17 protein-coding genes are annotated in these 22757 nt (G+C 42.4%); 5 read left to right on the top strand and 12 right to left on the bottom strand.

Annotation, left to right across the window (positions count from 1 at the left end; all coding sequences use genetic code 11):
* Position 1 precedes the first annotated feature (1 nt).
* From CSQ79_RS16645 to rimI, 5 genes are all read right to left on the bottom strand, one after another.
* Complete coding sequence (locus CSQ79_RS16645; RefSeq protein WP_289501225.1) at positions 2 to 2104, bottom strand: response regulator; 2103 nt, start codon at positions 2102 to 2104, stop codon at positions 2 to 4.
* On the bottom strand, positions 2083 to 5280 hold the full coding sequence (locus CSQ79_RS16640; RefSeq protein WP_099702290.1) for a hybrid sensor histidine kinase/response regulator: 3198 nt from the start codon (positions 5278 to 5280) through the stop codon (positions 2083 to 2085). The genes CSQ79_RS16645 and CSQ79_RS16640 overlap by 22 nt, the downstream gene beginning before the upstream one ends.
* Positions 5262 to 6065 carry an alpha/beta fold hydrolase gene (locus tag CSQ79_RS16635; RefSeq protein ID WP_099702289.1) on the bottom strand — a complete coding sequence of 268 codons (804 nt, stop codon included), beginning with the start codon at positions 6063 to 6065 and terminating at the stop codon, positions 5262 to 5264. The genes CSQ79_RS16640 and CSQ79_RS16635 overlap by 19 nt, the downstream gene beginning before the upstream one ends.
* A gap of 221 nt (positions 6066 to 6286) precedes the next feature.
* Positions 6287 to 8764, bottom strand: a complete 2478-nt coding sequence (locus tag CSQ79_RS16630) for an ATP-dependent Clp protease ATP-binding subunit (RefSeq protein ID WP_099702288.1) — start codon at positions 8762 to 8764, stop codon at positions 6287 to 6289.
* Between the two features lie 327 nt (positions 8765 to 9091).
* Positions 9092 to 9676, bottom strand: a complete 585-nt coding sequence (gene rimI / locus CSQ79_RS16620) for a ribosomal protein S18-alanine N-acetyltransferase (RefSeq protein ID WP_099702286.1) — start codon at positions 9674 to 9676, stop codon at positions 9092 to 9094.
* 64 nt (positions 9677 to 9740) lie between these two features.
* Between rimI and lysA the strand changes: the two genes are divergently transcribed.
* The 3 genes from lysA to uppS all read left to right on the top strand — a co-directional run bounded on the left by lysA (position 9741) and on the right by uppS (position 13091).
* On the top strand, positions 9741 to 11147 hold the full coding sequence (gene lysA / locus CSQ79_RS16615; protein ID WP_099702285.1) for a diaminopimelate decarboxylase: 1407 nt from the start codon (positions 9741 to 9743) through the stop codon (positions 11145 to 11147).
* Between the two features lie 268 nt (positions 11148 to 11415).
* Entirely contained in the window at positions 11416 to 12345 is a 930-nt protein-coding gene (cdaA, locus tag CSQ79_RS16605; RefSeq protein WP_099702283.1) for a diadenylate cyclase CdaA, read from the top strand.
* Positions 12342 to 13091, top strand: a complete 750-nt coding sequence (gene uppS, locus CSQ79_RS16600) for an undecaprenyl pyrophosphate synthase (RefSeq protein ID WP_099702282.1) — start codon at positions 12342 to 12344, stop codon at positions 13089 to 13091. The genes cdaA and uppS overlap by 4 nt, the downstream gene beginning before the upstream one ends.
* Positions 13092 to 13194: 103 nt before the next feature.
* Here uppS and CSQ79_RS16595 read toward each other — a convergent pair whose 3' ends face one another.
* Positions 13195 to 13467 (bottom strand): DUF3143 domain-containing protein, encoded by a 273-nt coding sequence (locus tag CSQ79_RS16595; protein WP_099702281.1) that lies wholly within the window; start codon positions 13465 to 13467, stop codon positions 13195 to 13197.
* 12 nt (positions 13468 to 13479) lie between these two features.
* On the bottom strand, positions 13480 to 13998 hold the full coding sequence (locus CSQ79_RS16590) for a J domain-containing protein (RefSeq protein ID WP_099702280.1): 519 nt from the start codon (positions 13996 to 13998) through the stop codon (positions 13480 to 13482).
* A gap of 203 nt (positions 13999 to 14201) precedes the next feature.
* Here CSQ79_RS16590 and CSQ79_RS16585 point away from each other — a divergent pair, with 203 nt between their 5' ends.
* Positions 14202 to 14765 (top strand): Uma2 family endonuclease, encoded by a 564-nt coding sequence (locus tag CSQ79_RS16585; RefSeq protein ID WP_099702279.1) that lies wholly within the window; start codon positions 14202 to 14204, stop codon positions 14763 to 14765.
* Between the two features lie 7 nt (positions 14766 to 14772).
* Here CSQ79_RS16585 and CSQ79_RS16580 read toward each other — a convergent pair whose 3' ends face one another.
* Both CSQ79_RS16580 and CSQ79_RS16575 read right to left on the bottom strand, forming a co-directional pair.
* Complete coding sequence (locus CSQ79_RS16580) at positions 14773 to 16077, bottom strand: O-antigen ligase family protein (protein WP_099702278.1); 1305 nt, start codon at positions 16075 to 16077, stop codon at positions 14773 to 14775.
* Between the two features lie 17 nt (positions 16078 to 16094).
* A complete protein-coding gene (locus CSQ79_RS16575) occupies positions 16095 to 16937 on the bottom strand; it encodes a YaaW family protein (RefSeq protein ID WP_099702277.1) in 843 nt (280 codons plus the stop codon).
* Between the two features lie 718 nt (positions 16938 to 17655).
* Here CSQ79_RS16575 and CSQ79_RS16570 point away from each other — a divergent pair.
* On the top strand, positions 17656 to 18009 hold the full coding sequence (locus CSQ79_RS16570) for a late competence development ComFB family protein (RefSeq protein ID WP_099702276.1): 354 nt from the start codon (positions 17656 to 17658) through the stop codon (positions 18007 to 18009).
* A gap of 6 nt (positions 18010 to 18015) precedes the next feature.
* Here the strand turns inward: CSQ79_RS16570 and CSQ79_RS16565 are convergent, their stop codons facing one another.
* From CSQ79_RS16565 to CSQ79_RS16555, 3 genes are all read right to left on the bottom strand, one after another.
* A complete protein-coding gene (locus CSQ79_RS16565; RefSeq protein WP_099702275.1) occupies positions 18016 to 18339 on the bottom strand; it encodes a DUF3140 domain-containing protein in 324 nt (107 codons plus the stop codon).
* Between the two features lie 6 nt (positions 18340 to 18345).
* Positions 18346 to 18561 carry a hypervirulence associated TUDOR domain-containing protein gene (locus CSQ79_RS16560; RefSeq protein WP_099702274.1) on the bottom strand — a complete coding sequence of 72 codons (216 nt, stop codon included), beginning with the start codon at positions 18559 to 18561 and terminating at the stop codon, positions 18346 to 18348.
* A gap of 413 nt (positions 18562 to 18974) precedes the next feature.
* Entirely contained in the window at positions 18975 to 22637 is a 3663-nt protein-coding gene (locus CSQ79_RS16555; protein ID WP_099702273.1) for a hydantoinase B/oxoprolinase family protein, read from the bottom strand.
* Positions 22638 to 22757: the final 120 nt, after the last annotated feature.

The following is a 22757-nucleotide window of genomic DNA, read 5'->3' as shown; positions in this document are numbered from 1 at the left end:
TTCAATCTCCTCTATTATGTTTGATTGGTAGCTTGACGATAAATTTTGCTCCTTCCATAGGCTTACTCGTTGCTGTAATGCTACCACCGTGACGTTCGGCGATTTTACGGCAAATAGCTAAACCCATGCCTGTTCCTTCATATTCGCTACGATTATGTAATCGTTGAAAAACATTAAAGATGCGATCGAGGTATTTTTCGTCAAAACCTATACCATTATCTTCTATAATAATTTCACAAAGCTGGGCATCTAGAGATTCTTCACTGTTGTGGCTTTGCCAATCTTCAAGAATCTTGCTGTAAATCTTAACAATTGGCACTTGTTGCTGATGAAACTTTAAAGCATTACCAATTAAGTTTTGGAATAATTGCCGCATTTGGATGGCGTCAGCATCAATTGTTGGCAATTCACATAGCATGACGCGCCCATCGGTTTGCTGGATAAGTATTTCTAGATCAGATAAAACTTCTTGTGCTACTTGAGTGAGATTAACAGGTGCAAACGGCTGTGCCTTTGTTGCAATTCGAGAAAGTGTCAGTAAGTCATCAATTAAGACTTGCATCCGCTGTGCAGCGTTTTGCATTCTCTCTAAATAATCACGTCCTTGTTCATTAAGTCCGTCACCATACATTGCTTTCAATCGATTACCAAAAGCTTGAATTTTGCGTAATGGTTCTTGCAAATCATGGGAGGCGATCGAAGCAAACTGTTGTAATTCTGCATTGGCGCGAGTTAGTTCTTGACGTTGCCGAGTTTCATCTTCCAGTAGTTGTGCTTGCGCTAAAGCAATGCCAATTTGATCGCTGAGTTGTTGTAGCAGTTCAATTTCAAAATGACTCCATTGTCGAGGAGCGTTACACTGATGTGCAATCAGTAAACCCCAGAGTTTTTCCTTAACAAAAATTGGCACAACTAAGTTGGCGACAACTTGAAATTGCTGCAAAAAGTCGATATAGCACTGTTGCAGATTTGAGCTGTAAATGTCTGTAGCGTAACTAATATGCCCTTGAATATATTTGTTAAGATACTTCTGATGAAAGCAAGGATCGTGGAGGTTACGCCCAACAATCGTGGTACATCCTGGCACAACTTCTTCTTTCAAAACTTTACCTGAACCATCAGAAAACAGTTGAAATAATACTGCGCGATCGCACTGCAATAATTTTTGGACTTCAGTAACAGTCGTTTGCAAAATTTCCTCGATATGCAGCGAACGACGAATTTTAAAGGTGATATCTGCAAATAGCTGCGATCGCAAGGTTTGCCGCTGTAATTCGGCTTCAGATGACTTGCGATCAGTGATATCCATATTAATGCCGGTCATCCGAATTGCTTTACCTGTCTCGTTGCAATAAACTTGACCTCTGGCTGCAATCCAATGAATACTACCATCTGCCCAAATGACGCGAAATTCAACGTTGTAGTCAGTTTGCTGTGCGATCGCAACACTGATGATTTGTTCTACGACTTGGCGATCTTCAGGATGAACACTTTGTGTAAAACTTTCGTAAGTATCAATCACCTCGTTTTCCGCAATTCCAATATTAGCGGCTGCAGTAGCAGAATAGGTAATTTTGTTATCGAGTAAATCCCAATCCCAAGTTCCCATATGCGCTGCATCTAACGCTATACGCAGTCTCGCTTCACTGACTCTGGCGCGTTCTGTCTGCTGGCGTAATTTTTCAGTTGCCCGATTTGCTTGTAATAAACGATACACGCGTTGGCGCAAGACTGCCCAATGAATAGGTTTTGTGATATAATCTGTAGCGCCTGCTGCAAAAGCACGATCAACTGAATCTTGATCTTCTAGGGCGGTAATCATCAAGATTGGCGTGCGATCGCCACCAGGAAGTGTTTGTAACTGTCTACTACACGTAAACCCATCCATTGTGGGCATTAAGGCATCAAGTAATATGATGTCTGGTTGCAACTGCGTGTAAGCTGCTAACGCTTCTTCTCCATTGCTTGTTTCAACAACTTGATAGCCGACTTGTTCCATTGCTAGCCGGAGTTGTAGCCGTGTAAATTTCTCATCGTCAACAATGAGGACAAGGGGGGGATCTTGTTCGAGATCAGTGATATTCATACCTGGCTCAGCTGACATTCGGCTTGCAGAGCAACTTTTACTCTGGCAAACTCAGCTACAATTTGCTCCACTTTGGATGATATCTCGCTCGTATTGCCGTCAGCACTCATTGTTTCTAATTCTTTACTCAGTTGAGAAAGTATCATGGCACCCAGCGTAGCACTACTGGATTTAAGTGTATGTGCAGCTCTACGTAGTGCGATCGCGTCTTGGCAATCTACTGCACTTGTCATTTCCTGTAAAAGCTGTACCGAATCATTTATATAACAATAGGCTAACTCAGTCACAATTTTTTCTGCATTTTCCCCTACCATTTTTTTCAACGAAGCTAGCTTTTGAAAATCAATCGCTGTTGAATGTTGAGTATCAAAAGTGAGTGAGTCAGAGACAAAGGGTTTTTGAATTCCTCTCAGTGCTTGCGTGAGTTCTTCTACTTGGATAGGCTTACTGATGTAATTATCCATACCAGCTTTAAGACATTCTTCTTTGTCTTCCTGCATGGCATTAGCAGTCATCGCAATAATTTGAGGACGTACATCTTTGGCAAATTCTTGCACAATCTGATGAGTTGCTGTTAAACCATCCATCTTTGGCATTTGCAAGTCCATCAGCACAACATCATAATTTTGACGATGTAAAATATCTAAAACTTCTAATCCATTACTGGCAACATCCGCTTGATAACCTAATCCTTGCAAAATGTGTAAAGCAATTTTTTGATTAACGATGTTGTCTTCTGCTAGCAAAATTCGCAATGGTAAATTTGATGCAAATGTAGCGTCAATATCACCTGAATTATTGTTAGTATCTGATACTAATGAGTTATTCCAAATCTGACTCAAGATGTGGTAGAAATGTGATGTTTTGATTGGTTTAGTCAGATAGCTGACAAAATCTAGTACAGATGTCTGTGTAGGTATCTTTTGGTTGCTCAGCGTTGTTAACAATATCACAGGTAATTGAGAAGATTGGCTTGCTGCGATCGCGTCATTGCTTTGATGACTTTGTAAATCTATAATTGCTACATCAAACAATGCGCCTTGTTGAATTTGTGCAAGTGCTGCTGCGGGTTCTAAACTACAAGGCTCTATACCCCAAGACTGTGCTTGCCAAACTAGAGATTGTCGAATGATCGGATGCTCCTCCACAATTAACATCCGCTTTCCGGCAAAATGTAATATGCTTTCTGAGGGAAGGCTAGTATCAATTGTTGTGGCGATCGTGAAATAGAAAGTAGAACCTCCTTGTGCGTGAGTTTCAACCCAGATGCGACCTTTCATCATCTCACATAGCTGCTTGGCGATCGCTAAACCTAAGCCGGTTCCCCCATATTCGCGGGTAATTGAAGCATCACCTTGACTAAAAGATTGAAATAAATGCTTTACAGTTTCAGGTGAAATACCAATTCCTGTATCTTTGACTGCAAATTGAATTTCATATTCATGATTACGTTCTAAGGCGCGGGCTGTAACCGAAATAACAACTTCTCCTTGGGGTGTAAATTTAACGGAGTTACTCAATAGATTTACGAGAATTTGTCGCAATCGAGTGACATCACCAACGATATTATTGGGAGTATCTGGATGAATAATGTAAGCTAATTCAATATTTTTCTCTGCTGCTTTAAAAGCTAAAATATCTACAGCTTCTTCAATACAAGTTCTTAAGTTGAAAGCACGCTGTTCTAGTTCTAGCTTACCTGACTCGATTTTTGATAAGTCTAGAACGTCGTTGATTAACATCAACAAAACATCACTACTTGTCCGAATTGTTCCTAAAAATTCTTGTTGTTGCTGCGATAGCGGAGTACTCAATAATAAATTCGTCATTCCGACAATTGCGTTCATCGGCGTCCGAATTTCATGACTCATATTCGCAAGAAACTGACTTTTCACACGAGTTGCAGCTTCAGCATCTGTTTTTGCCTTTTCTAACTCCTGATTAGCTTGTGACAACTCTTGAGTACGTCGCACCAGCATTTTTTGACTAAGATATTGCTCAGTAATATCATCTAATATCCACAATCTACCAGGTACATTGTGTATCCGCGTTGCAGTACTCGAAAGACTCAATACTTTAGGTGTTTCACCCTGAAAAATCCAATGCCAATTCCGAATTTCTGCTTGCGGAAACTCCCGTGCGGGGGTTCCCCCCGTTGAGGGAAGTTTCCAAGACAGTGGCTGAGCAAAAAATTGTGCTGCTTGTGCGGTGATTTCGCTTTGATTATCAGCACTAGTACGTAATTTTGCCATTGCTTGCGCCAAAATGGGTGGTTCTACTGCACCAGGTTGTAACCCCAGTTGCACCGCAGCCGCTTGATTAATCCACCCTTGTTCTCCACTTTCATCAACAAAGACAACTCCTTGATGAATAGTTTCCAGCATTGCACTAAAGCGCGATCGCAGTTTATCAAGGCGGATAGTCGTATCAGTAAATTGTAATAACGTACGTAACTCACCCAACAACAACTCAATAAATTGCCGCATTTGTGGAGTAATGGAAGTGTAGCGATGCCAAATCAGTAAAATTGCCCCTTTTGTACCATTCGACGCCGCAAGTGGTAGTATCGCAACTGACTTAGCTCCTTGTGCAAGTAGAATGTGGGAAGCATTAGGTGTTGCGGGATAGTTGCTGTAGTAGAGACAGCGGTTTTGTGCTAATGCATTAGTAAATAGTGTAGGGGTAGTAAGGGCAGCAGGAAGGGCTTTTTCAGGTAGGCTGGCGATTGTTTGGGCAGTGACATCATCAATCTGACGTAAGGCGATCGCAGCATCTGCACGAGTTATTTTTTGTAAAAGTGTTAAAGCTTGATTAGTGAGTATATTTGGCGTTGTGTCTGTATTAGTATTAACCAATGTCACTAAAACTGATTGTGCTGCTAAACGCCACTCGATAACTCGGAGGAACTTATTTAAGGCAACACTGCTGATAACGACACCACACAATTCAAAAGAAAGTAAAAGCTGTGCGGGAGCAAATATACCAACGAGTAAAATAACTGCAATAATCGGTAATGCTTGCTCAACTTGTAGAGGTAAACCTGCACATACGGCGAACAAAATTAGTGCTAACAGCAAAGATGTCCATCCTTGCAGTATACCTAAGCCAACAAAAATAAAGATGGCAGCAAATAATATTGGTCTAAATGTTGGTAGCCAATCAGGATGATTTAGGTTTAAATCTGGGCAAGACATGAGGCGATCGCGCGGGTAACAGTTTCTGGTGCGCTGATGTGAGGTAAATGTCCTGTCGTTGGGATATTTGTCAGTGTGCTATTGGCGATCTTCTGTGCCATATACTGACCAACTTCTAGCGGTACAGCAATATCATTATTTGATTGTAAGATATCAACAGGTATTTTAAGTCGCGGTAACTCTTCGCGGTGATCGGACTGAAAAATTACCCGCGCTACAGCTTGAGCGATATCAGGGCGAATTGCGGATAAGGAGTTTGCATACTCGATCGCGAGTTCTGGTTTATCAGGATTTCCCATTGCCAGCGGCGCAAATCCACTTGCCCAAGCGTAGTAGTTTGTTGCCATCGCTGCATAAAGTTGATCTAAATCAGCTTGCTCAAAACCGCCTATATAATCGACATCATTGAGGTAGCGTGGCGATGCACCGATAAAAATTAATTTACGAAAGTATTGCGGCTCAACCAAGGCAGCTAACAAGCTCACCATACCACTCACTGAGTGACCGATTAAAACGCTGTCTTTCAGTTTCAACTCAGCACATAAATCGAGTAAATCTTCAGCATAACTATACAAACTACTGTAGCGGTGCGGACTATATGCGGCAAAGTCTGATTTCCCCGCACCGACATGATCGAAAAGAATAACGCGATAGTTATCGGTAAAGGCTGCAACTTGATGCCGCCAGGCGGTTTGATCCGTACCAAAACCATGTGCAAATATTAATGTCTGACTACCATTACCCAGAACACTGACATTATTCCGCTGCAGGATGCTTGTTACCATAAGACAGCGATCGCGATCGCCTTTTATTATGCACTTGAATTGAAGTACATGGTTATTAATTTAAGTGTAGCAAGCTACTAATGCAGTAGACATGTTGGATTTTTGTGAAAATTAACTACTCAGCAAAATTGCACAAAAAACGGTAGAGTTTTTTTCTCTACCGTTGGATTAAGTAAACTAGGTTTGGGTATAATCACGCATACCCTCTTTAAATGAACTACCTACTGCTCGACAGCTTGAGGTAACAATTCTCGTCGCTGTTCAGCAAGTACTTTGACATTACCAGTGTCATCAACATCAACGACAGCTGTATCGCCATCTTTAACGCGTCCTGATAAGATCTCTTCAGCTAAACTGTCTTCGAGTAAACGCATAATCGCCCGACGTAATGGTCTTGCACCGTAGCTAGGATTGTATCCTTCTTCTACGAGACGATCTTTAAAGCGCTCTGTAACTTCTAGCACGATCCCCTTCTCAGTTAGGCGATTAACCACTTCCTTGAGCAGAATATCGGAGATTTGCTTCACCTCGTCCTTAGTTAATTGACGGAAGACGATGATTTCATCCAAGCGGTTTAAGAATTCTGGACGGAAGCGTTGCTTGAGTTCTTCGTTAACTAATGAACGAATGCGATTGTATTGTGCTTCGGCTCGATTTTCAGCAACTTCAAAGCCTAAACCACCACCACCTTTTTCTATCACCTGAGAACCGATGTTAGAAGTCAGGATGAGCAGTGTATTCTTAAAGTCCACTGTACGACCTTTGGCATCTGTCAATCGACCATCTTCAAGGATTTGCAGCAGCATATTGAAGACATCAGGGTGAGCCTTTTCAATTTCGTCGAATAGCACCACTGTGTAAGGTCTACGACGTACTGCTTCGGTTAATTGACCGCCTTCGTTGTATCCTACATATCCTGGAGGCGAACCGATAAGCTTACTAACGGTATGCCGTTCCATGTATTCCGACATATCCAAGCGAATCATCGCTTCCTCGGAACCAAAGAAGTAAGCTGCTAGCGCTTTAGTTAACTCAGTTTTACCAACACCAGTAGGTCCAGAGAACACAAAGCTAGCAATTGGACGGTTGGGATTCTTTAAGCCAACTCTAGCACGGCGAATTGCTTTAGAAACTGCCTTGACTGCTTCTTCTTGACCGATGAGTCGCTGATGCAAGGTATCTTCCATATGCAGCAGTTTCTCAGATTCGGATTCGGTCAGTTTGTTGACTGGTACACCTGTCCAAGAAGCAACAATGTGCGCAATGTCTTCTTCATTCACTACTGGAGAATCGTTCTCACCCTCACGGGTGGTGGTTGTTTTGTTCTGTGCGATCGCCCGAATTTCGGCTTTAATTTCCATTTCGCGATCGCGGAGTTCTCCAGCGCGATCAAAGTCTTGTCCGCGAACGGCATCGTCTTTTTCTTTTAAGACTTGACGCAATTCTTTATCAAGCTCTTTGGCTGCGGGAGGAAGTTGTGAGTTAATTAAGCGTACTCTTGAACCAGCTTCGTCGATCAAGTCGATTGCTTTATCTGGTAAGTAGCGATCGCTAATATAACGGTCGGAAAGCTTCGCTGCTGCGACGAGTGCTTCATCCGAGATTTTTAACTTATGGTGTTGCTCATAACGTTCGCGTAGACCGTACAAAATTTCAATTGTTTCATCTACAGTCGGTTCGCCCACCATCACGGGTTGGAATCTTCTTTCTAGTGCTGCATCGCGCTCGATGTGCTTGCGGTATTCATCTAGTGTTGTCGCACCAATACACTGCAACTCTCCTCTTGCCAAAGCGGGTTTGAGGATATTTGCGGCGTCAATCGCACCTTCAGCTGCACCAGCACCGATCAGAGTATGCACCTCGTCAATCACTAAAATCACGTTCCCTGCAGAACGGATTTCATCCATGATTTTTTTCAGGCGCTCTTCAAATTCACCTCGGTACTTAGTGCCTGCAACTAATAAGCCGATATCAAGTGTGACAACGCGCTTTTCTTCAAGGATATCGGGAATATCTTTATTAGCAATTCGCGATGCTAAACCTTCAGCGATCGCAGTTTTACCTACACCAGGTTCCCCAATTAATACTGGATTATTTTTGGTACGACGACCTAAAATTTGAATAACTCGCTCAATTTCTTTAGCGCGACCAACAACAGGATCAAGCTTGCCTTCTGAAGCCATTTGAGTCAGGTTCGAGCCAAACTCATCCAATGTTGGAGTTTTGGTGCGACCGGATTGCGCAGATCCTGCTGAGACTTCAGCGGTTTCTCCTAACATCCGAATCACTTGAGTTCTAACTTTGGATAAATCAACTCCTAAGTTTTCTAGTACTCTTGCTGCCACGCCTTCTCCTTCGCGGATTAAGCCTAGTAGCAAGTGCTCTGTACCGATATAATTGTGTCCTAGCTGGCGTGCTTCTTCTAGGGAAAGTTCCAAAACTCGCTTTGCCCGTGGGGTAAACGGAATTTCCACTGCCACAAAGCCGGAACCTCGACCAATAATTTTTTCGACTTCAATCCGAGCATCTTTGAGGTTGACGCCCATAGATTTCAGCACTTTGGCCGCTACGCCTGTTCCTTCCCCTATCAGACCCAGGAGGATCTGCTCTGTACCTACGAAGTTGTGACCCAGGCGGCGAGCTTCTTCCTGGGCCAGCATGATCACTTTAATAGCTTTTTCTGTGAAGCGTTCAAACATGGCGTTTTTCCATACCTGAGTCGTGCCGGTACGCTGATTTTAGCATAGGCTTTAGGTCCGGCTGTCAACTTATGATACAAACTACAGCACGGTTGTTCCTCTTTTTGAGGATTTTGCACTTTTTGCAACTGTTGCCTTCGTTAGGTTCTCAGAAAATGCTCAGCCAAAGATTTTATTTAAAAGCAAAATATCTTGGCTACAATCCTGAACCTTGTGTCATGGAAAGAAGTTTGTTTCTATTGGTTGCTTTTATATTAATTGCTATTGTTGCTGAATTTTTGTTTCAGTTTTAGCGTTAAGCCCCAAGAATAAATATTTAGCAAAAATTCACTTTTTTGTCAAGGGCGGATCTGCGGAATATACTGATAAATCAATCTGTAATTCCCAGTCTAAGCGGACGAGGTGAGTGTGAATTTGGTATTCCCAGTCAGATAAAAGTTGAGGAAATTCTGGTTGTGCTAAACCGTTATGCCAAAGAATTAAGGCATCTTCACCAGTGTCTTTGTAGTATCCTTTACGCCGTCCGGCAGTTTTGAAGCCAAATTTTTGATACAGTGCGATCGCCGCATGATTAGAAACTCTGACTTCCAGAGTAGCGCGTTCTAAATTTCGTTGCTCTGCTACTGACAATAAACCGTAAAGTAGTGCTTGACCGAAACCTTGGCGCTGGTATTGAGGATGAACTGCCAAAATGGTAATGTGAGCTTCCTCTAGAATTGCCCACAGACAACCCACCCCTAAAAGTGAATTAGGCGCAAATGGGTTGACTAGACCAATTAAATCACTGTTGGGACTATCTAGCTCTCGTTGGTAAGCTTCCAAAGTCCAAAGACCTCCAAAGCAGGCTTGATCCAATTCCAACAATGCACCCAGATGCTCTGGTGTGAGATATTTAAGTTCTAATAAAGTCACAGCAATTTGTACACTGGGAGACGAACCCTATTTACGCCTGTCAAAAGGAAAACATTTAATAATTATGCTATCGACTCATCCTGCAGGGGTGCAATCTGGTCGTCAGTATTTACCAAAGGTAACTGATGCGTCCCCTAATCAAGAACTTTTACCCCTGACTGCACGAATTAACAGCAGCGATCGCCTAGAAATTGGGGGATGTGATGTGACAACGCTAGTAGAGCAATTTGGTTCGCCGCTTTATATTTTGGATGAGGACACTTTACGCAGCGCTTGTCATCAGTATCGCGAAGCGTTTAAAAAGTATTACCCAGGAGAGTCTCAAGTACTTTATGCTTCCAAAGCTTGGAGTTGTTTAGCAGTATGTGCGATCGCATCTCAAGAAGGTTTGGGCATTGATGTCGTTTCAGGTGGCGAACTTTACACCGCCTTACAAGCAGGAGTGAACCCCGATAAACTTTACCTCCACGGTAATAATAAATCTTTAGAAGAATTAAAATTAGCGATCAATTCAGGTTGCACGATTGTCGTTGATAATTGGTATGAATTGCGTACATTAGGTAATTGGTCATCGGTAATGGGTAATAGTGATGCCAATGAGCCAATTCGCATAATGCTGCGACTAACACCTGGAATTGAATGTCATACTCATGAATATATTCGTACAGGACATTTAGACAGCAAGTTTGGCTTTGATCCCAATCAATTAGATGAAGTGTTTGCGTTTGTTAGTCAGCATTCTGCGTTGAATTGTGTAGGCTTACACGCACATATTGGTTCCCAGATTTTTGAGCAGCAACCACATCAAGATTTAGCTGGAGTTATGGTGCAGTGGTTAGATAAAGCTAGCAGCTATGGCTTACAGATTCAAGAATTAAATGTCGGTGGTGGTTTGGGAATTTGCTATACCGAAGCTGACGATCCCCCGAGTATTGAAGCGTGGGTGAAGGGGGTGTGTACAGCGATTCAAGATGCTTGTGTGACACAGCAAATAGCATTACCAAAGTTGCTTTGCGAACCAGGGCGATCGCTGATTGGTTCAGCTTGTGTCACTGCATATACAGTAGGTTCGTCAAAAACCGTTCCAGGAATTCGTACCTACATTGCTGTAGATGGTGGTATGTCAGATAATCCGCGTCCCATCACTTACCAATCAGTTTATCGAGCAGTTGTAGCAAATAAAATGTCTGCACCAGCGACACAAACAGTCACAATAGCTGGAAAACACTGCGAATCAGGCGATATTCTGATTAAAGAGGCAACTTTACCACCGTCTGAACCAGGAGACATTGTTGTTGTGCTGGCAACCGGAGCATACAACTACAGTATGGCATCGAATTACAATCGCTTGGCTCGACCAGCAGCAGTTGTCGTTAAAGCAGGAGAAGCAAATTTGATTCTGCGGCGTGAAACTTATCAAGATTTGATGCGACAAGACTGTCTACCGGCAAGATTATCAAGTGAGACATAAAATCTCAGGGAATTTTTAAGATGAAATCGAGGAAGATAGAATAGCCTCTTTTCTTCCTGTTCTTTCTTACCTAACTCCTAACATCAAATCTGAATCGTTAGTTCTGATGCTCGAATCTATATAAAAAACAAAAACCTTTCTCTTCCGCCCACGCCAGTTTACGGTAAGAAAGATCCCCGCACGCAACTGGCTTTCCTGCACAAGAAGCTGCCTAAATAATAAGTCTCTAACCAGACACGATACAACCCCTAACCCCTGAACCCTGATCATGAGAGATTTGTGGAAGCAATGGCTGATCGACCTTGGCTGGACGCAGTCAATATTGCTTCACATAATTGATCTGGGGCTGGTGCTGGGGTTGACTTACATGGTGCTAGTGATCATTGGCGAGCGCCGTACGCTGTGGATGGTGCGAGGATTTATTGTACTCATGCTGGCATCTGTAGTGAGTGGCAGATTAGAGTTACGGCTGCTCAATTTTGTACTGGAAAAGCTAGTGATTGGTTGTGCAGTAGCGATCGCTGTTGCTTACCAATCAGACTTGCGCCGTTTTTTGGAACAGCTTGGACGGGGTGAATTGGGACATTTATGGCAGCCATCGCGCCGGACTATTTCTAAGCCAGATAGTGTAATTGATGAAATTGTTGAGGCAGTTAAGGAACTTTCACAAAACAGAATTGGCGCACTAATTGTTTTAGAAACTAATGGTCCGATTGATGAAGGAGATTTCAATTCATCCGGTGTACAGCTAAATGCGGAGGTTTCTAAGGAACTCATCCAAACAATCTTTCACCCAAAAACTCCTCTTCATGATGGGGCGGCGTTAATTCGTGGTTCGCGGCTGGTTGCTGCTGCGGTCATTTTACCACTGACAAAACGCACGGCTTCACGCCAACTGGGTACTCGCCATCGTGCAGCAATGGGCATCACTGAGCGTGTTCCAGATAATTCTATTTGTGTCGTTGTTTCTGAAGAAACAGGTTCGATTTCTTTTGCTGAAAAGGGAGTACTCAATAGACCACTTACCAGCAGTAAACTGAAAGAATTATTAGAAGCTAAGTTTTCCCCGCCTGTAGAGCGTGAAACTGTTGCTCCTAGTGTGCTAAGTTGGGTTCGCCAAGTTAGTCACCAAGGCAAGGCATTAGTATCGCGTTTACTGGGTGTATCATCATCAGCTTCTCATCGAAACAAAAAATGACTGCAAAGCCAATCGTGTTACAAGATTTGCCCCCCGATTTAAAACAAGAACGCCTGCCTAAACATGTGGCGGTAATCATGGATGGAAATGGTCGCTGGGCTAAGCGTCGGGGGCTACCCCGAATTATGGGTCATAAACAAGGCGTAGATGTGCTGAAAGATTTACTGCGTTGTTGTCGAGATTGGGGAGTATCAGCCCTAACAGCATATGCTTTTTCTACAGAGAATTGGGGAAGACCGTTAGAAGAAGTTGATTTTTTAATGACATTGTTTGAGCGGGTGTTGCGTAAAGAATTGCGCGAGATGATGGAGGAAGATGTCCGCATTCAGTTTGTTGGGAACTTGAGTGCGCTACCGCGATCGCTGCAAGCAGAAATTACGCGGGCTGTTGACCAAACTCAACACAATCGGGGAATTCAGTTTACTGTGGCAACAAATTACGGCGGACGACAAGAGATTTTAGATGCTTGTCGGGCGATCGCGCATCAGGTGCAGCAAGGCTTACTACAACCTGATGATATTAATGAGGCATTATTTGAACGTCATTTATATACTGCTGGAATTTGCGATCCCGATTTATTAATTCGTACCAGTGGCGAAATGCGAATTAGTAACTTTCTGCTGTGGCAAATGGCTTATGCTGAAATTTACATTACTGAGACGCTATGGCCTGATTTTGACCGTGCTGAGTTTCACAGGGCATTATGCTCTTACCAAAAGCGTGAAAGACGGTTTGGAAAGGTGTAAGAAGAGGTGAGGGGGACACCCCCGCAACTTTGCCATGGCTCCTCCTCACCCCTGTTCTAGCCACTAACCACTCTTCCACTCGCCCCTCGCCCCTCGCCCCTAGTTAAGGTCCAGAAAAGACAGCTTGCTCGACATCTTCACGACTTAGAGAGTATTTGAACGAGCGGAGGATATCTTGTGATGTTGTGCCAACTTTTGTGTAACGCACTGTCAGTTGATCGACATCAAGAAGTAGCTCTGCTTCCCAATCAGGACCCTGTAAATACCAACAGTGAAGTTGCTCGCTATCTTGTTGGCAACCTTGGCTTCTTAACCATTCTTCAATGTTCGGGAGGGCATGGTTATATAGGGGTGTATCAGCTGAAGGAAGAGACATAGAAGTTTTAGATTAAAGGTTGGGAAGTTTAACGATCTGTTGCACTACGATTGGTGGCTGTAGGCTAGTTGTTGGCTGAAATGTGTTTCCACGAGTGAGCGCAACTGTAATTGCTAATATGACACAACAGACAAAAGTTAACAGTAGCAAAAATAAAGCGAAAATTTCTCCAGATGACAGAGGGCGATCTGTCGGATCGAGGTATGCTGAGCGCGATTGCCAAGTGGGATTAGATGCAGGGCGATTGAGATCTACCGGAACTTGAATCACAGCAACTCGTGAATAGCCGATTTTTAAGTCGTATTGCGATCGCCTTTCTGGACTACTGAGCGTAGCATAAGCTTCATTAAGTTGCTGAAACTTAGCCGTGGCATTTGCTTTTGGTAAATCTGTGGTATCAGGATGATAACGTTTACTGAGTTCCCGATAGGCACGGCGAATTTCGATTGGAGATGCTGAAGGGTGAAGTCCCAGCAACGCATAGTAGCTGTTTTGATGGACGGAGGTGCGATCGCGCTTTTGTTGTGTCATTGCTCGGTCTTGACTTAAAGCAGTTTAACTCAGCACTCACAATACTTCTTGTCTATTTTAAAACTAGATTTACCGCTGCGCAGAGTTATGAAGGATGAATTTTGAATTAAAGATGAGACTGAATGCCCTTAGAAGTTTCTTGCCTGATAAGTTTTATAGAATTGAGTCAAGAGCCATCAAACTCTTTTTCTAGGAAATACCTAATGGTACAAACTTCATCTAAACGCATCACCATAGAAGAATTTCTGAAGCTACCAGAAACTGAGCCAGCTAGCGAATACATTGATGGTCAAATTATCCAGAAACCAATGCCGCAAGGGAAGCACAGCACAATCCGAACCGAGTTTTCTACTACTATCAATGTAATTCTCAAACCTCGACAAGTCGCACGAGCATTTTCAGAGCTACGTTGTACATTTTGTGGACGCTCGATTGTGCCAGATATAGCTGTGTTTACTTCGCAGAGAATTCCCCGTGACCAAAATGGTGAGGTTGCTAATACCTTTTTGAGCGCTCCTGACTGGACAATTGAAATTTTGTCACCTGAGCAAAGCCAAACGAAAGTCACTAAAAATATTTTGCACTGCCTTGATTATGGAACTGAGATGGGTTGGTTGATTGATCCTGATGAGCAAACCGTTTTTGTTTTCCTGCCCAAGCAGCAACCAATAGTTTTTGACAAACCAGAGCAATTACTATTAGTTCCTTCCTTCGCTAATGAGCTAAGTTTAAGTGTAAAAGTTGTGTTTGGTTGGTTATTAGAGTGAGGTGGTATTAAACATCTTTTTGTTGCACAAATGGCTTATATTTGCTCGTATTGCAAACACCACAAATTGCAGCGAGTAGTATCCAAACTAAAGTATTAAGGCGTAAATCAAAAATTGTGACGTCTACAGTGTTGAATATGATGCAAGCAAAAAATGCGACGAGATAACTAAAAAAGATGATTTTTTCTTGCTCTAGATAAGTAGATTGCCAATTGCGTAATAGTTGAATACTCCGAAATAAAATCCACCCAACCCAAGTACTTAAAAATACGATTCCTAATATGCCTGTTTCTGCTGCGAACATGAGAAAAAAATTATGTGGATGTCCTAGCCAAACATGCATGTGATTTTCATACAAGGGTGTGAAATTACGCAATCCCCAACCTGTTAAAGGACGTTGTTGAGTTAAAGACAGTGTAAACTGCCATTGAGTAGTGCGTAAAAAAGGAATTGGTCGATTCGGGTAGAGTTGGTCTGTTAATCTTGCCCAGAAAAACTGAGGCACAACTGTGCGTAACAGATGACTTAACGGTGAGGGAGCAAAAGCAGCTAGAACAATAGTACCAGCGATCGCACTAACTCCCATCACTAACCACCGCCAGCCTTGGTAAAGTGCAAAAGCAAAAATGATCAAGCAAGCGATCGCCCAAGCATTGCGCGAATTTGTCAAGATTAAAGCAACAAAGTTACCAACAACTGCCATCAATAAGAGCTGATTATTGAGTGTTGCTTTTGGTGTGAGAGACTCTAGCCATAACCCTAATACCAAAATAAAAGTAATGACTAAATAACCCGCAAGAATATTAGCGTACATGAAAACAGAAGCCATGCGCCCAGGGGGATTACCTTGAGCGACTAGCGTCCAACCCAGAATACCTGACAACGATGCTGGAGTTGTCCAACTTAATAATAATTGCCCAAAGCCAAGGATGATGACTGGAATTGATGCGATCGCTAAAATCTTAGCTAATTGCCGCAGCTGAGCAGGTGTTTGGATAAGAGTACTAAAGGCAGCAAATAAGACAAAAAATGGTAAGAAGTTGAATAAACCTAAAGTCGCTGCAACTCGATCGTCAGCCAAAACAGTTGTGATAACTAGCCAAGTGGCTAAAATGACTAATCCCCAGTTCAACGGCGAGTGGATAATGTCACGATACTTATGCCGCCAGGTATCAACCAATGCAAAAAATATGCCCAAAGCTCCTAAAATAGGAACTAAAGGGAAAACGAGTAACCCAATTTGAGCTAAAGTCCAGGCAGTTTGGAGACGGGCATTAGAGTGCTGCTGCAATAATACTCTTTTCTTGCCCATCTTTTTGCTTTCTCCAATTACGCAAGCTGCCAAGACTCGGTGCGAGTTAAGCGAATTTGCGCCAGGGCAAAGATTGTTGGAATAATACGACCATAGTTTGTGGCGATCGCTCGCCATCCTAAATCAGCAAAAAACCACGTCCATAATGCAGGACCCATCCAGGCAAAAATACCACGAACTGCGCCGTAACGTGCTGCACTCGCTGCCATACCTTTTCTTGCTGTTTGTAACGCTAGATGGCTGTGAAATTGAGTTGCTGCTGCTGTACCACCTTTAACAAGTGCTTGCTTGGCAACTTGGTAGCTAGCAAAATGTAGAGCGAACTGTCGGGCAATTTGCTGTAAAAGTATCGGCTTCAAAACTGAACTAACGGCTAAAGCACTACCACCTTTAATTAACAACGCTACTGGATTTTGCTGAACGATTGAGGGGATTTTTTCTGTCAATTTCAATTTGGCAAGCGATCGCTGTACTCGCTGTGTTAAGCTTTGTTGCTCTTGGCTGGGAAGATGCTTCCATGCTCGTCCTAATAAATTTAGGAATACCTCTGCTTCTAAATCAGTCGTAGTCAGATTATTAGAGTACGGAATTTTTAGATAACGACAGACTCGAATCAATGTTTGCCGATAAGTTACTTGTTCTGTACGCCCCTGCAACACTGTCATGCCATCTGCGGCTAAATAGCGAAATCGCTGCTCAATGGCGTCTAGCCAGGAAGAGCGATCGCGGCTTTGCACTTCTATTGGCTCAGGAGTGTGTAAATAATCAAGCGGATTAAATTTACGGCAAAACAAAATATCTGTGAGTTGTTGCAACTCATCTTCAGTGGCTAATTCTAGCGCCGCTCTCAGCTCGTCCAACGTCGCTTCCTCCAAGTCCCTAGTCTACATTCTACTCTCTACCTTTTCTAGGTTAATACTTACAGTCAGTTGGATCGAGCTAATTATATTGATTGAATAGAAATTTCTTTCGTTTTTGCGGTCGTGTCGAGCGATCGCCCTACGTTTAGCTACTTAATTAATTCTGACTACGTTTATTCTCTCGATCCAAATTTTCGTTTAATTAAAGGTATTCTTCAATACAATACATAAACATCAAGTGAAAAACTTACTTTGATAGAGCTTGAAGCTGTCTATTTGCAAAATTAGGCTAATTTAACAGGGATCAGTTACTTACTACGTCTTCAACTTTCATTTTGTTTGATAGCTTACATTATTCACGTTTTTATCAAAGGAAAGTTTAATATTTTATCAACTAATGAGCGGCGATTGAAATATTTTGTTTTGTATAGATTTATGCTAAATCGATACCATCTAAAATGACTTGGTTTATATATTAAAGTAGTGGTGCATTACGCTTTTACCGAGTAGTATTGGTTTTATCAATCTGATTCTACGTTTTTTTACAAAACAAAAGTTGGTTTGCAAATAAGATAAGCAGTTAATCAGCAGTCTTGGACAAGAACGCTATTACTCTAAGCCTCACTGCTAGCCTCAAAGAGGAGTGTCAGTTACGCAAGAAGTGTTAAGAATCTGTAACCTGCACACAGCGTTAAGTAAACTGGGGTGAAGTTGAAAAATGTTTAAAACAGTCGTTAATTTAACCCAGCAAGCCGTCATAACAGAGATTGAAAACGTTTTAGATACATATCCATGTCATCCTTATCAAAGAGCGTTTGCTATTCCAGATCTCAGACAAGAATTAATTGCCTATGTTCTCAATCGAATTCCCTGCGTTTATAGTGTGGTTGATAATGAACGAAAAGCAATATCATTCAACTATCAGTTGCCAAGTTCCCAGCAGCAATTACAACTCGAAAATTTAATTCACCAAGGCATCTGCTCTATCTTACAAGAAAGATCTGATTGGGTTAATCATCACCTTCCAGAATCAGTGCAATGCAGTATTGAACCATCTCACTGGTTTGGTTAAGTTGATTTACTTTAAAGGGTCGTGTCCCCAATTTTTTAACGAGTATCTCCATCGCGAGTCTTCTATGTCACTAGATGGTTTTTGTGCAGTATGGCGGTGAACGTAACTAATGACTTTCTTCATGTGAGATAAGTCATCATCTGTATAGTCGCTTTTCTTCTGCAAAAGTTCGACTATCCGTTTACCTGACTTGTGACCTATTGATTCATCATCTCCATCTTTTTGTCCTACTGATTGAGACTCGTCTGTATCTAGCCAAGTTTCAAGTTCTTTTGGTGTCATATTGACAACATTGAGAAACTCGTCAATAGTCGTACTATCATCACTCATTGCAAACTACTCCTCAATTTTTTCTAAAGCATCTGGTTTATGTGCTGCTTCTTTTCCTGATTTATCACTTTCAACCAAGTATTCAGGGTTATCTTTTGAAGCCGCGACGTGATGTCCTTTGATATTAGTTGAGGAAGTAAGTTTTTTCTTGACTTCACCTGTGGTTTTACCTTGTGAGGTTTTCCACTCTACTTTGTCACCTTTTTTGAACTCGTCAGCCAAGGGAGTACTCCTAACGTGATATTTGTTCTACCTTAGAAATTATGTTAAGAGTCATGAAGTCCGCCATCAGTCTAATGATAGAGAAATCAATCCCTCGATTACCTTGAAATTAAAAAGTATAAATTTAAACGAGTTCGAGCATCATCTCAATATTTCCTCTTTCACAATTGAGATTGGAACCTGAAAGAGTTATTTTAAATCTATATTTTTTGTAGACTAACCGAGGGCGAATGAATTCGCTGCTGCACAAACACAGTCCACCAATTTAGGGTTATGAGTCGTGAAGTGTTAAGTTATAAAACGTTTTGAATTCAAAACGTGCTAAGGCACCGCTACGCTAACAAAACTTAAAATTCAAAACTCCTGAAACTTTGCTTTGATAGCCCTGAAGGAAGTCGAAGGAAGTTTGTCATTCACGCAAGCAGTTCTACTGATTCACCATAACCTCCACCACCAGGAGTTTTAATTACAAACACATCTTCTGGTTGCATTTCAACAGTTGCAGTACTTCCTAATTCCTCGATAGTTCCATCGCTACGTTCAACTGTGTTTTTTCCTACTACACCATTTTCTCCACCATACAAACCAAATGGAGGAACAGTACGACGCCCTGAAAGAATGGCTGCTGTCATTGGTTCGCGAAACTGAAGGCGACGGATAACGCCGTTACCACCGTGATGATGTCCTTTACCACCACTATCAGAACGAATGCTAAAGCTTTCTAATAATACAGGAAACCGCCACTCTAAAACTTCAGGATCGGTAAGACGAGAATTTGTCATATGAGTGTGTACAGCATCGGTACCATCAAAATCTTTTCCAGCGCCCGAACCACCGCAAATAGTTTCGTAATATTGATAGCGATCGCTGCCGAAGGTAAAGTTATTCATAGTTCCTTGAGAGGCTGCCATAATGCCTAAAGCACCATACAACGCATCAGTAATTGCTTGAGAAGTTTCGACATTTCCAGCGACGACAGCAGCGGGATAGTGTGGATTCAGTAAACAACCTTCAGGAATAATAATTTCCAAAGGTTTAAGACACCCAGCGTTTAATGGAATATCATCATCTACTAAAGTGCGAAAAACATATAATACTGCCGCTTTGCATATAGCAGAAGGAGCATTAAAATTACTTTTAATTTGTGGCGAAGTTCCTGTAAAATCGATACAAGCGCTGCGAGTAGATTTATTAATAGAAACAGTCACTTTAATTGCACTGCCATTATCTAAATAACAAGTAAATTTACCGTCTTGTAAAATATCAATGACACGACGCACAGATTCTTCGGCATTATCTTGAACAAACTTCATATAAGCTTGTACAGTGTCTAATTGATAGTGTCCTACCATTTTGTGCAATTCTTGAACACCACGTTCATTTGCAGCAATTTGTGCTTTTAAATCAGCAATATTTTGGATAGAGTTTCTGACTGGATAGCGCCCATTTTGTAAGAGTTCTAATAGTTCTTTTTCTCTAAATGTACCATCAGCAATGAGCTGAAAATTATCTAGTAAAACTCCTTCTTCTTCTACAGTGGTACTATTGGGTGGCATAGAACCAGGAGTCATCCCGCCAATATCTGCATGGTGTCCGCGTGAGGCGACGTAGAAAAGTGGGGAGTGGCTAATGGCTAGTGAAGGGTGTGCCGGAAATACAGGAGTAATAACAGTGATATCAGGAAGGTGAGTTCCGCCGTTGTAGGGATTGTTTGAGGCAAAAACATCTCCTGGTTTGAGAGTATTTTTGCGATCAGCAATGAGTGCTTGAACACTTTCACTCATTGAACCTAAGTGAACTGGAATGTGTGGTGCATTAGCAACTAACTGTCCGTCACAGTCAAAAATGGCACAAGAAAAATCAAGCCTTTCTTTAATATTGACTGAAGAACTGGTATTTTGTAGCGTTATTCCCATTTGTTCAGCGATCGCCCGAAACAAATTGTTGAAGATTTCTAGCATGACGGGATCGCGGGAAGTGGCTAGTGACTGGTGGCTAGTGGCTAGTGATTTTTTAGGTTGATGGTGTGTTCGCTGTAAAATTAAATGGTTGCGATCGCTTACTGTTGCAGTCCATCCTGGTTCAATCACATTCGTCCCTGTTGCTTCTACAATCAGTGCAGGACCTGAAATAGTGTCATCTGGCTGCAATTGTTCGCGTTGATACACAGGCGTGGCTTGCCAAGCATTCATTGTATACATTTGCACAGTTGCTAGTGCTATTTTTTCATTACTCTTACGTAAAACAACTTCCTCCTCAGGAACATCATTTTTACCCACCACCTCAACCGAAACCGCCTCAACAATTAATCTTTTCTCCGGCGCAATAAACCCATAACGCTGACGATGCAAGCCTTCAAGCTCTCCTCGCATCACCTCCACATCATCAAAATTCACCATCAAAGCTGCATCTGTCCCTTCATACCTCAAATGCACCTTGCCCAAAACCTCAATACCCTTGGTGTTGTGGTTCAACTCCCCCTTCCCCTCAGCCTCCAACACAGCCAACACCCCTGCTAAATCCAACTCTCCACTTAAAACCTCCTCTACAGCTTGTTCCCGAATTACTCGTACATCAGCCAAACCCATGCCATAAGCAGACAACACTCCTGCATAGGGATGAATAAACACCTGCTGCATCCCCAATGCATCCGCAATTAAACAAGCGTGTTGTCCACCAGCACCGCCAAAACAGCACAATGTATATTCAGAAACATCATAACCACGTTGGAGAGAGATTTTTTTAATCGCATTTGCCATTTTTTCAACAGCGATCGCTAAAAAACCACTTGCTACTTGTTCCGGCGTGCGATCATCTCCAATTTCTCTTGTTAATTCTGCAAACTTCTGCCGTACAACTTCTGCATCCAAAGGTAAATCGCCATTCACACCAAAGACTTGCGGAAAGAATTCTGGTTGTAACTTCCCCACCATCACATTGCAGTCGGTTACTGTTAATGAACCACCTTTAGCATAAGCCGCAGGTCCTGGATGAGCGCCTGCTGACTCTGGACCTACACGATATCGCGCTCCGTCAAAGTGCAAAATGGAACCACCACCAGCCGCCACTGTATGAATTGCCATCATCGGAGTCCGCAAACGCACTCCAGCAACTTCAGTTTCAAAGGTACGTTCATACTCGCCATTGTAGTGAGCGACATCAGTAGAAGTTCCACCCATGTCAAAGCTAATAATTTTGTCAAATCCAGCTATCAAGCTTGTTTGTACTGCCCCAACAATTCCGCCAGCGGGTCCTGAGAGAATACTGTCTTTTCCTTGAAAAGTTCGAGCATCAGCAAGACCGCCGTTTGATTGCATAAACATTAAGGAGGGGTGAGGGGTGTCAGTGATATTATCTGGGTTGGTTGCCTGATTGCTGTAACCTGATAGTTGACTTGATACTTGGTTTACATATCTGCGCAGAATGGGAGACAGATAGGCATCAACAACTGTTGTATCGCCTCGACTAATTAATTTCATCAACGGGCTAACTTCGTGCGATACTGATACTTGAGTGTAGCCGATGGTCCTCGCTAGAGTGGCAATTTCCTTCTCATGCGTCGGATAGCGATAACCGTGCATTAAAACAATGGCACATGAACGGATACCAGCTTGATAAGCAGCTTGTAATTGACTGCTCATAGAATTGAGATTTAACTGAATGAGTTCTTCGCCTTGAGCGGTGTAGCGTTCTTCTACTTCAATTACTTGCTCGTAGAGCATTTCTGGTAGCACAATTTGCCGAGCAAAAATATCAGGGCGATTTTGATAGCCAATGCGGAGTGCGTCGCCGAATCCTTTTGTTATGACTAACACTGTGCGATCGCCTTTACGTTCAAGCAAAGCATTCGTCGCGACTGTTGTCCCCATCTTCACCGTAGCGATTTGATCTGCTGGTATTGGTGCATCAGGTGCAATACCTAAAATGTCTCGAATACCCTGTATAGGAGCATCAGTGTAGCGATCGGGATTTTCAGATAATAGTTTATGAATGACGATTTTGCCAGTAGGACTTTTTGCCACAATATCGGTAAATGTACCTCCCCGATCGATCCAAAATTCCCAACGGGCATTCATGGTATATCCCTCTATATAAATTAGACTTATTTCTTAGGTTATTATCCTTGAGGTTATCAAAAAACAAAGAGAGTTATTTAATAATGAGTCTGCCACTATATAGATTTAAAGGGAGTATAA

Source organism: Gloeocapsopsis sp. IPPAS B-1203, from assembly GCF_002749975.1.
Classification (GTDB): Bacteria; Cyanobacteriota; Cyanobacteriia; order Cyanobacteriales; family Chroococcidiopsidaceae; genus Gloeocapsopsis.
This window is presented reverse-complemented; position numbering and strand designations above follow the sequence as displayed.

Coding starts and splice junctions, on each gene's coding strand:
- CSQ79_RS16585 (WP_099702279.1), top strand. CDS start 14,202: ATGGTACAAACTTCATCTAAACGCATCACCATAGAAGAATTTCTGAAG.
- lysA (WP_099702285.1), top strand. CDS start 9,741: ATGCTATCGACTCATCCTGCAGGGGTGCAATCTGGTCGTCAGTATTTA.
- CSQ79_RS16645 (WP_289501225.1), bottom strand. CDS start 2,104: ATGTCAGCTGAGCCAGGTATGAATATCACTGATCTCGAACAAGATCCC.
- CSQ79_RS16570 (WP_099702276.1), top strand. CDS start 17,656: ATGTTTAAAACAGTCGTTAATTTAACCCAGCAAGCCGTCATAACAGAG.
- CSQ79_RS16595 (WP_099702281.1), bottom strand. CDS start 13,467: ATGTCTCTTCCTTCAGCTGATACACCCCTATATAACCATGCCCTCCCG.
- CSQ79_RS16635 (WP_099702289.1), bottom strand. CDS start 6,065: ATGGTAACAAGCATCCTGCAGCGGAATAATGTCAGTGTTCTGGGTAAT.
- uppS (WP_099702282.1), top strand. CDS start 12,342: ATGACTGCAAAGCCAATCGTGTTACAAGATTTGCCCCCCGATTTAAAA.
- CSQ79_RS16565 (WP_099702275.1), bottom strand. CDS start 18,339: ATGAGTGATGATAGTACGACTATTGACGAGTTTCTCAATGTTGTCAAT.
- CSQ79_RS16580 (WP_099702278.1), bottom strand. CDS start 16,077: ATGGGCAAGAAAAGAGTATTATTGCAGCAGCACTCTAATGCCCGTCTC.
- cdaA (WP_099702283.1), top strand. CDS start 11,416: ATGAGAGATTTGTGGAAGCAATGGCTGATCGACCTTGGCTGGACGCAG.
- CSQ79_RS16590 (WP_099702280.1), bottom strand. CDS start 13,998: ATGACACAACAAAAGCGCGATCGCACCTCCGTCCATCAAAACAGCTAC.
- CSQ79_RS16640 (WP_099702290.1), bottom strand. CDS start 5,280: ATGTCTTGCCCAGATTTAAACCTAAATCATCCTGATTGGCTACCAACA.
- CSQ79_RS16555 (WP_099702273.1), bottom strand. CDS start 22,637: ATGAATGCCCGTTGGGAATTTTGGATCGATCGGGGAGGTACATTTACC.
- CSQ79_RS16630 (WP_099702288.1), bottom strand. CDS start 8,764: ATGTTTGAACGCTTCACAGAAAAAGCTATTAAAGTGATCATGCTGGCC.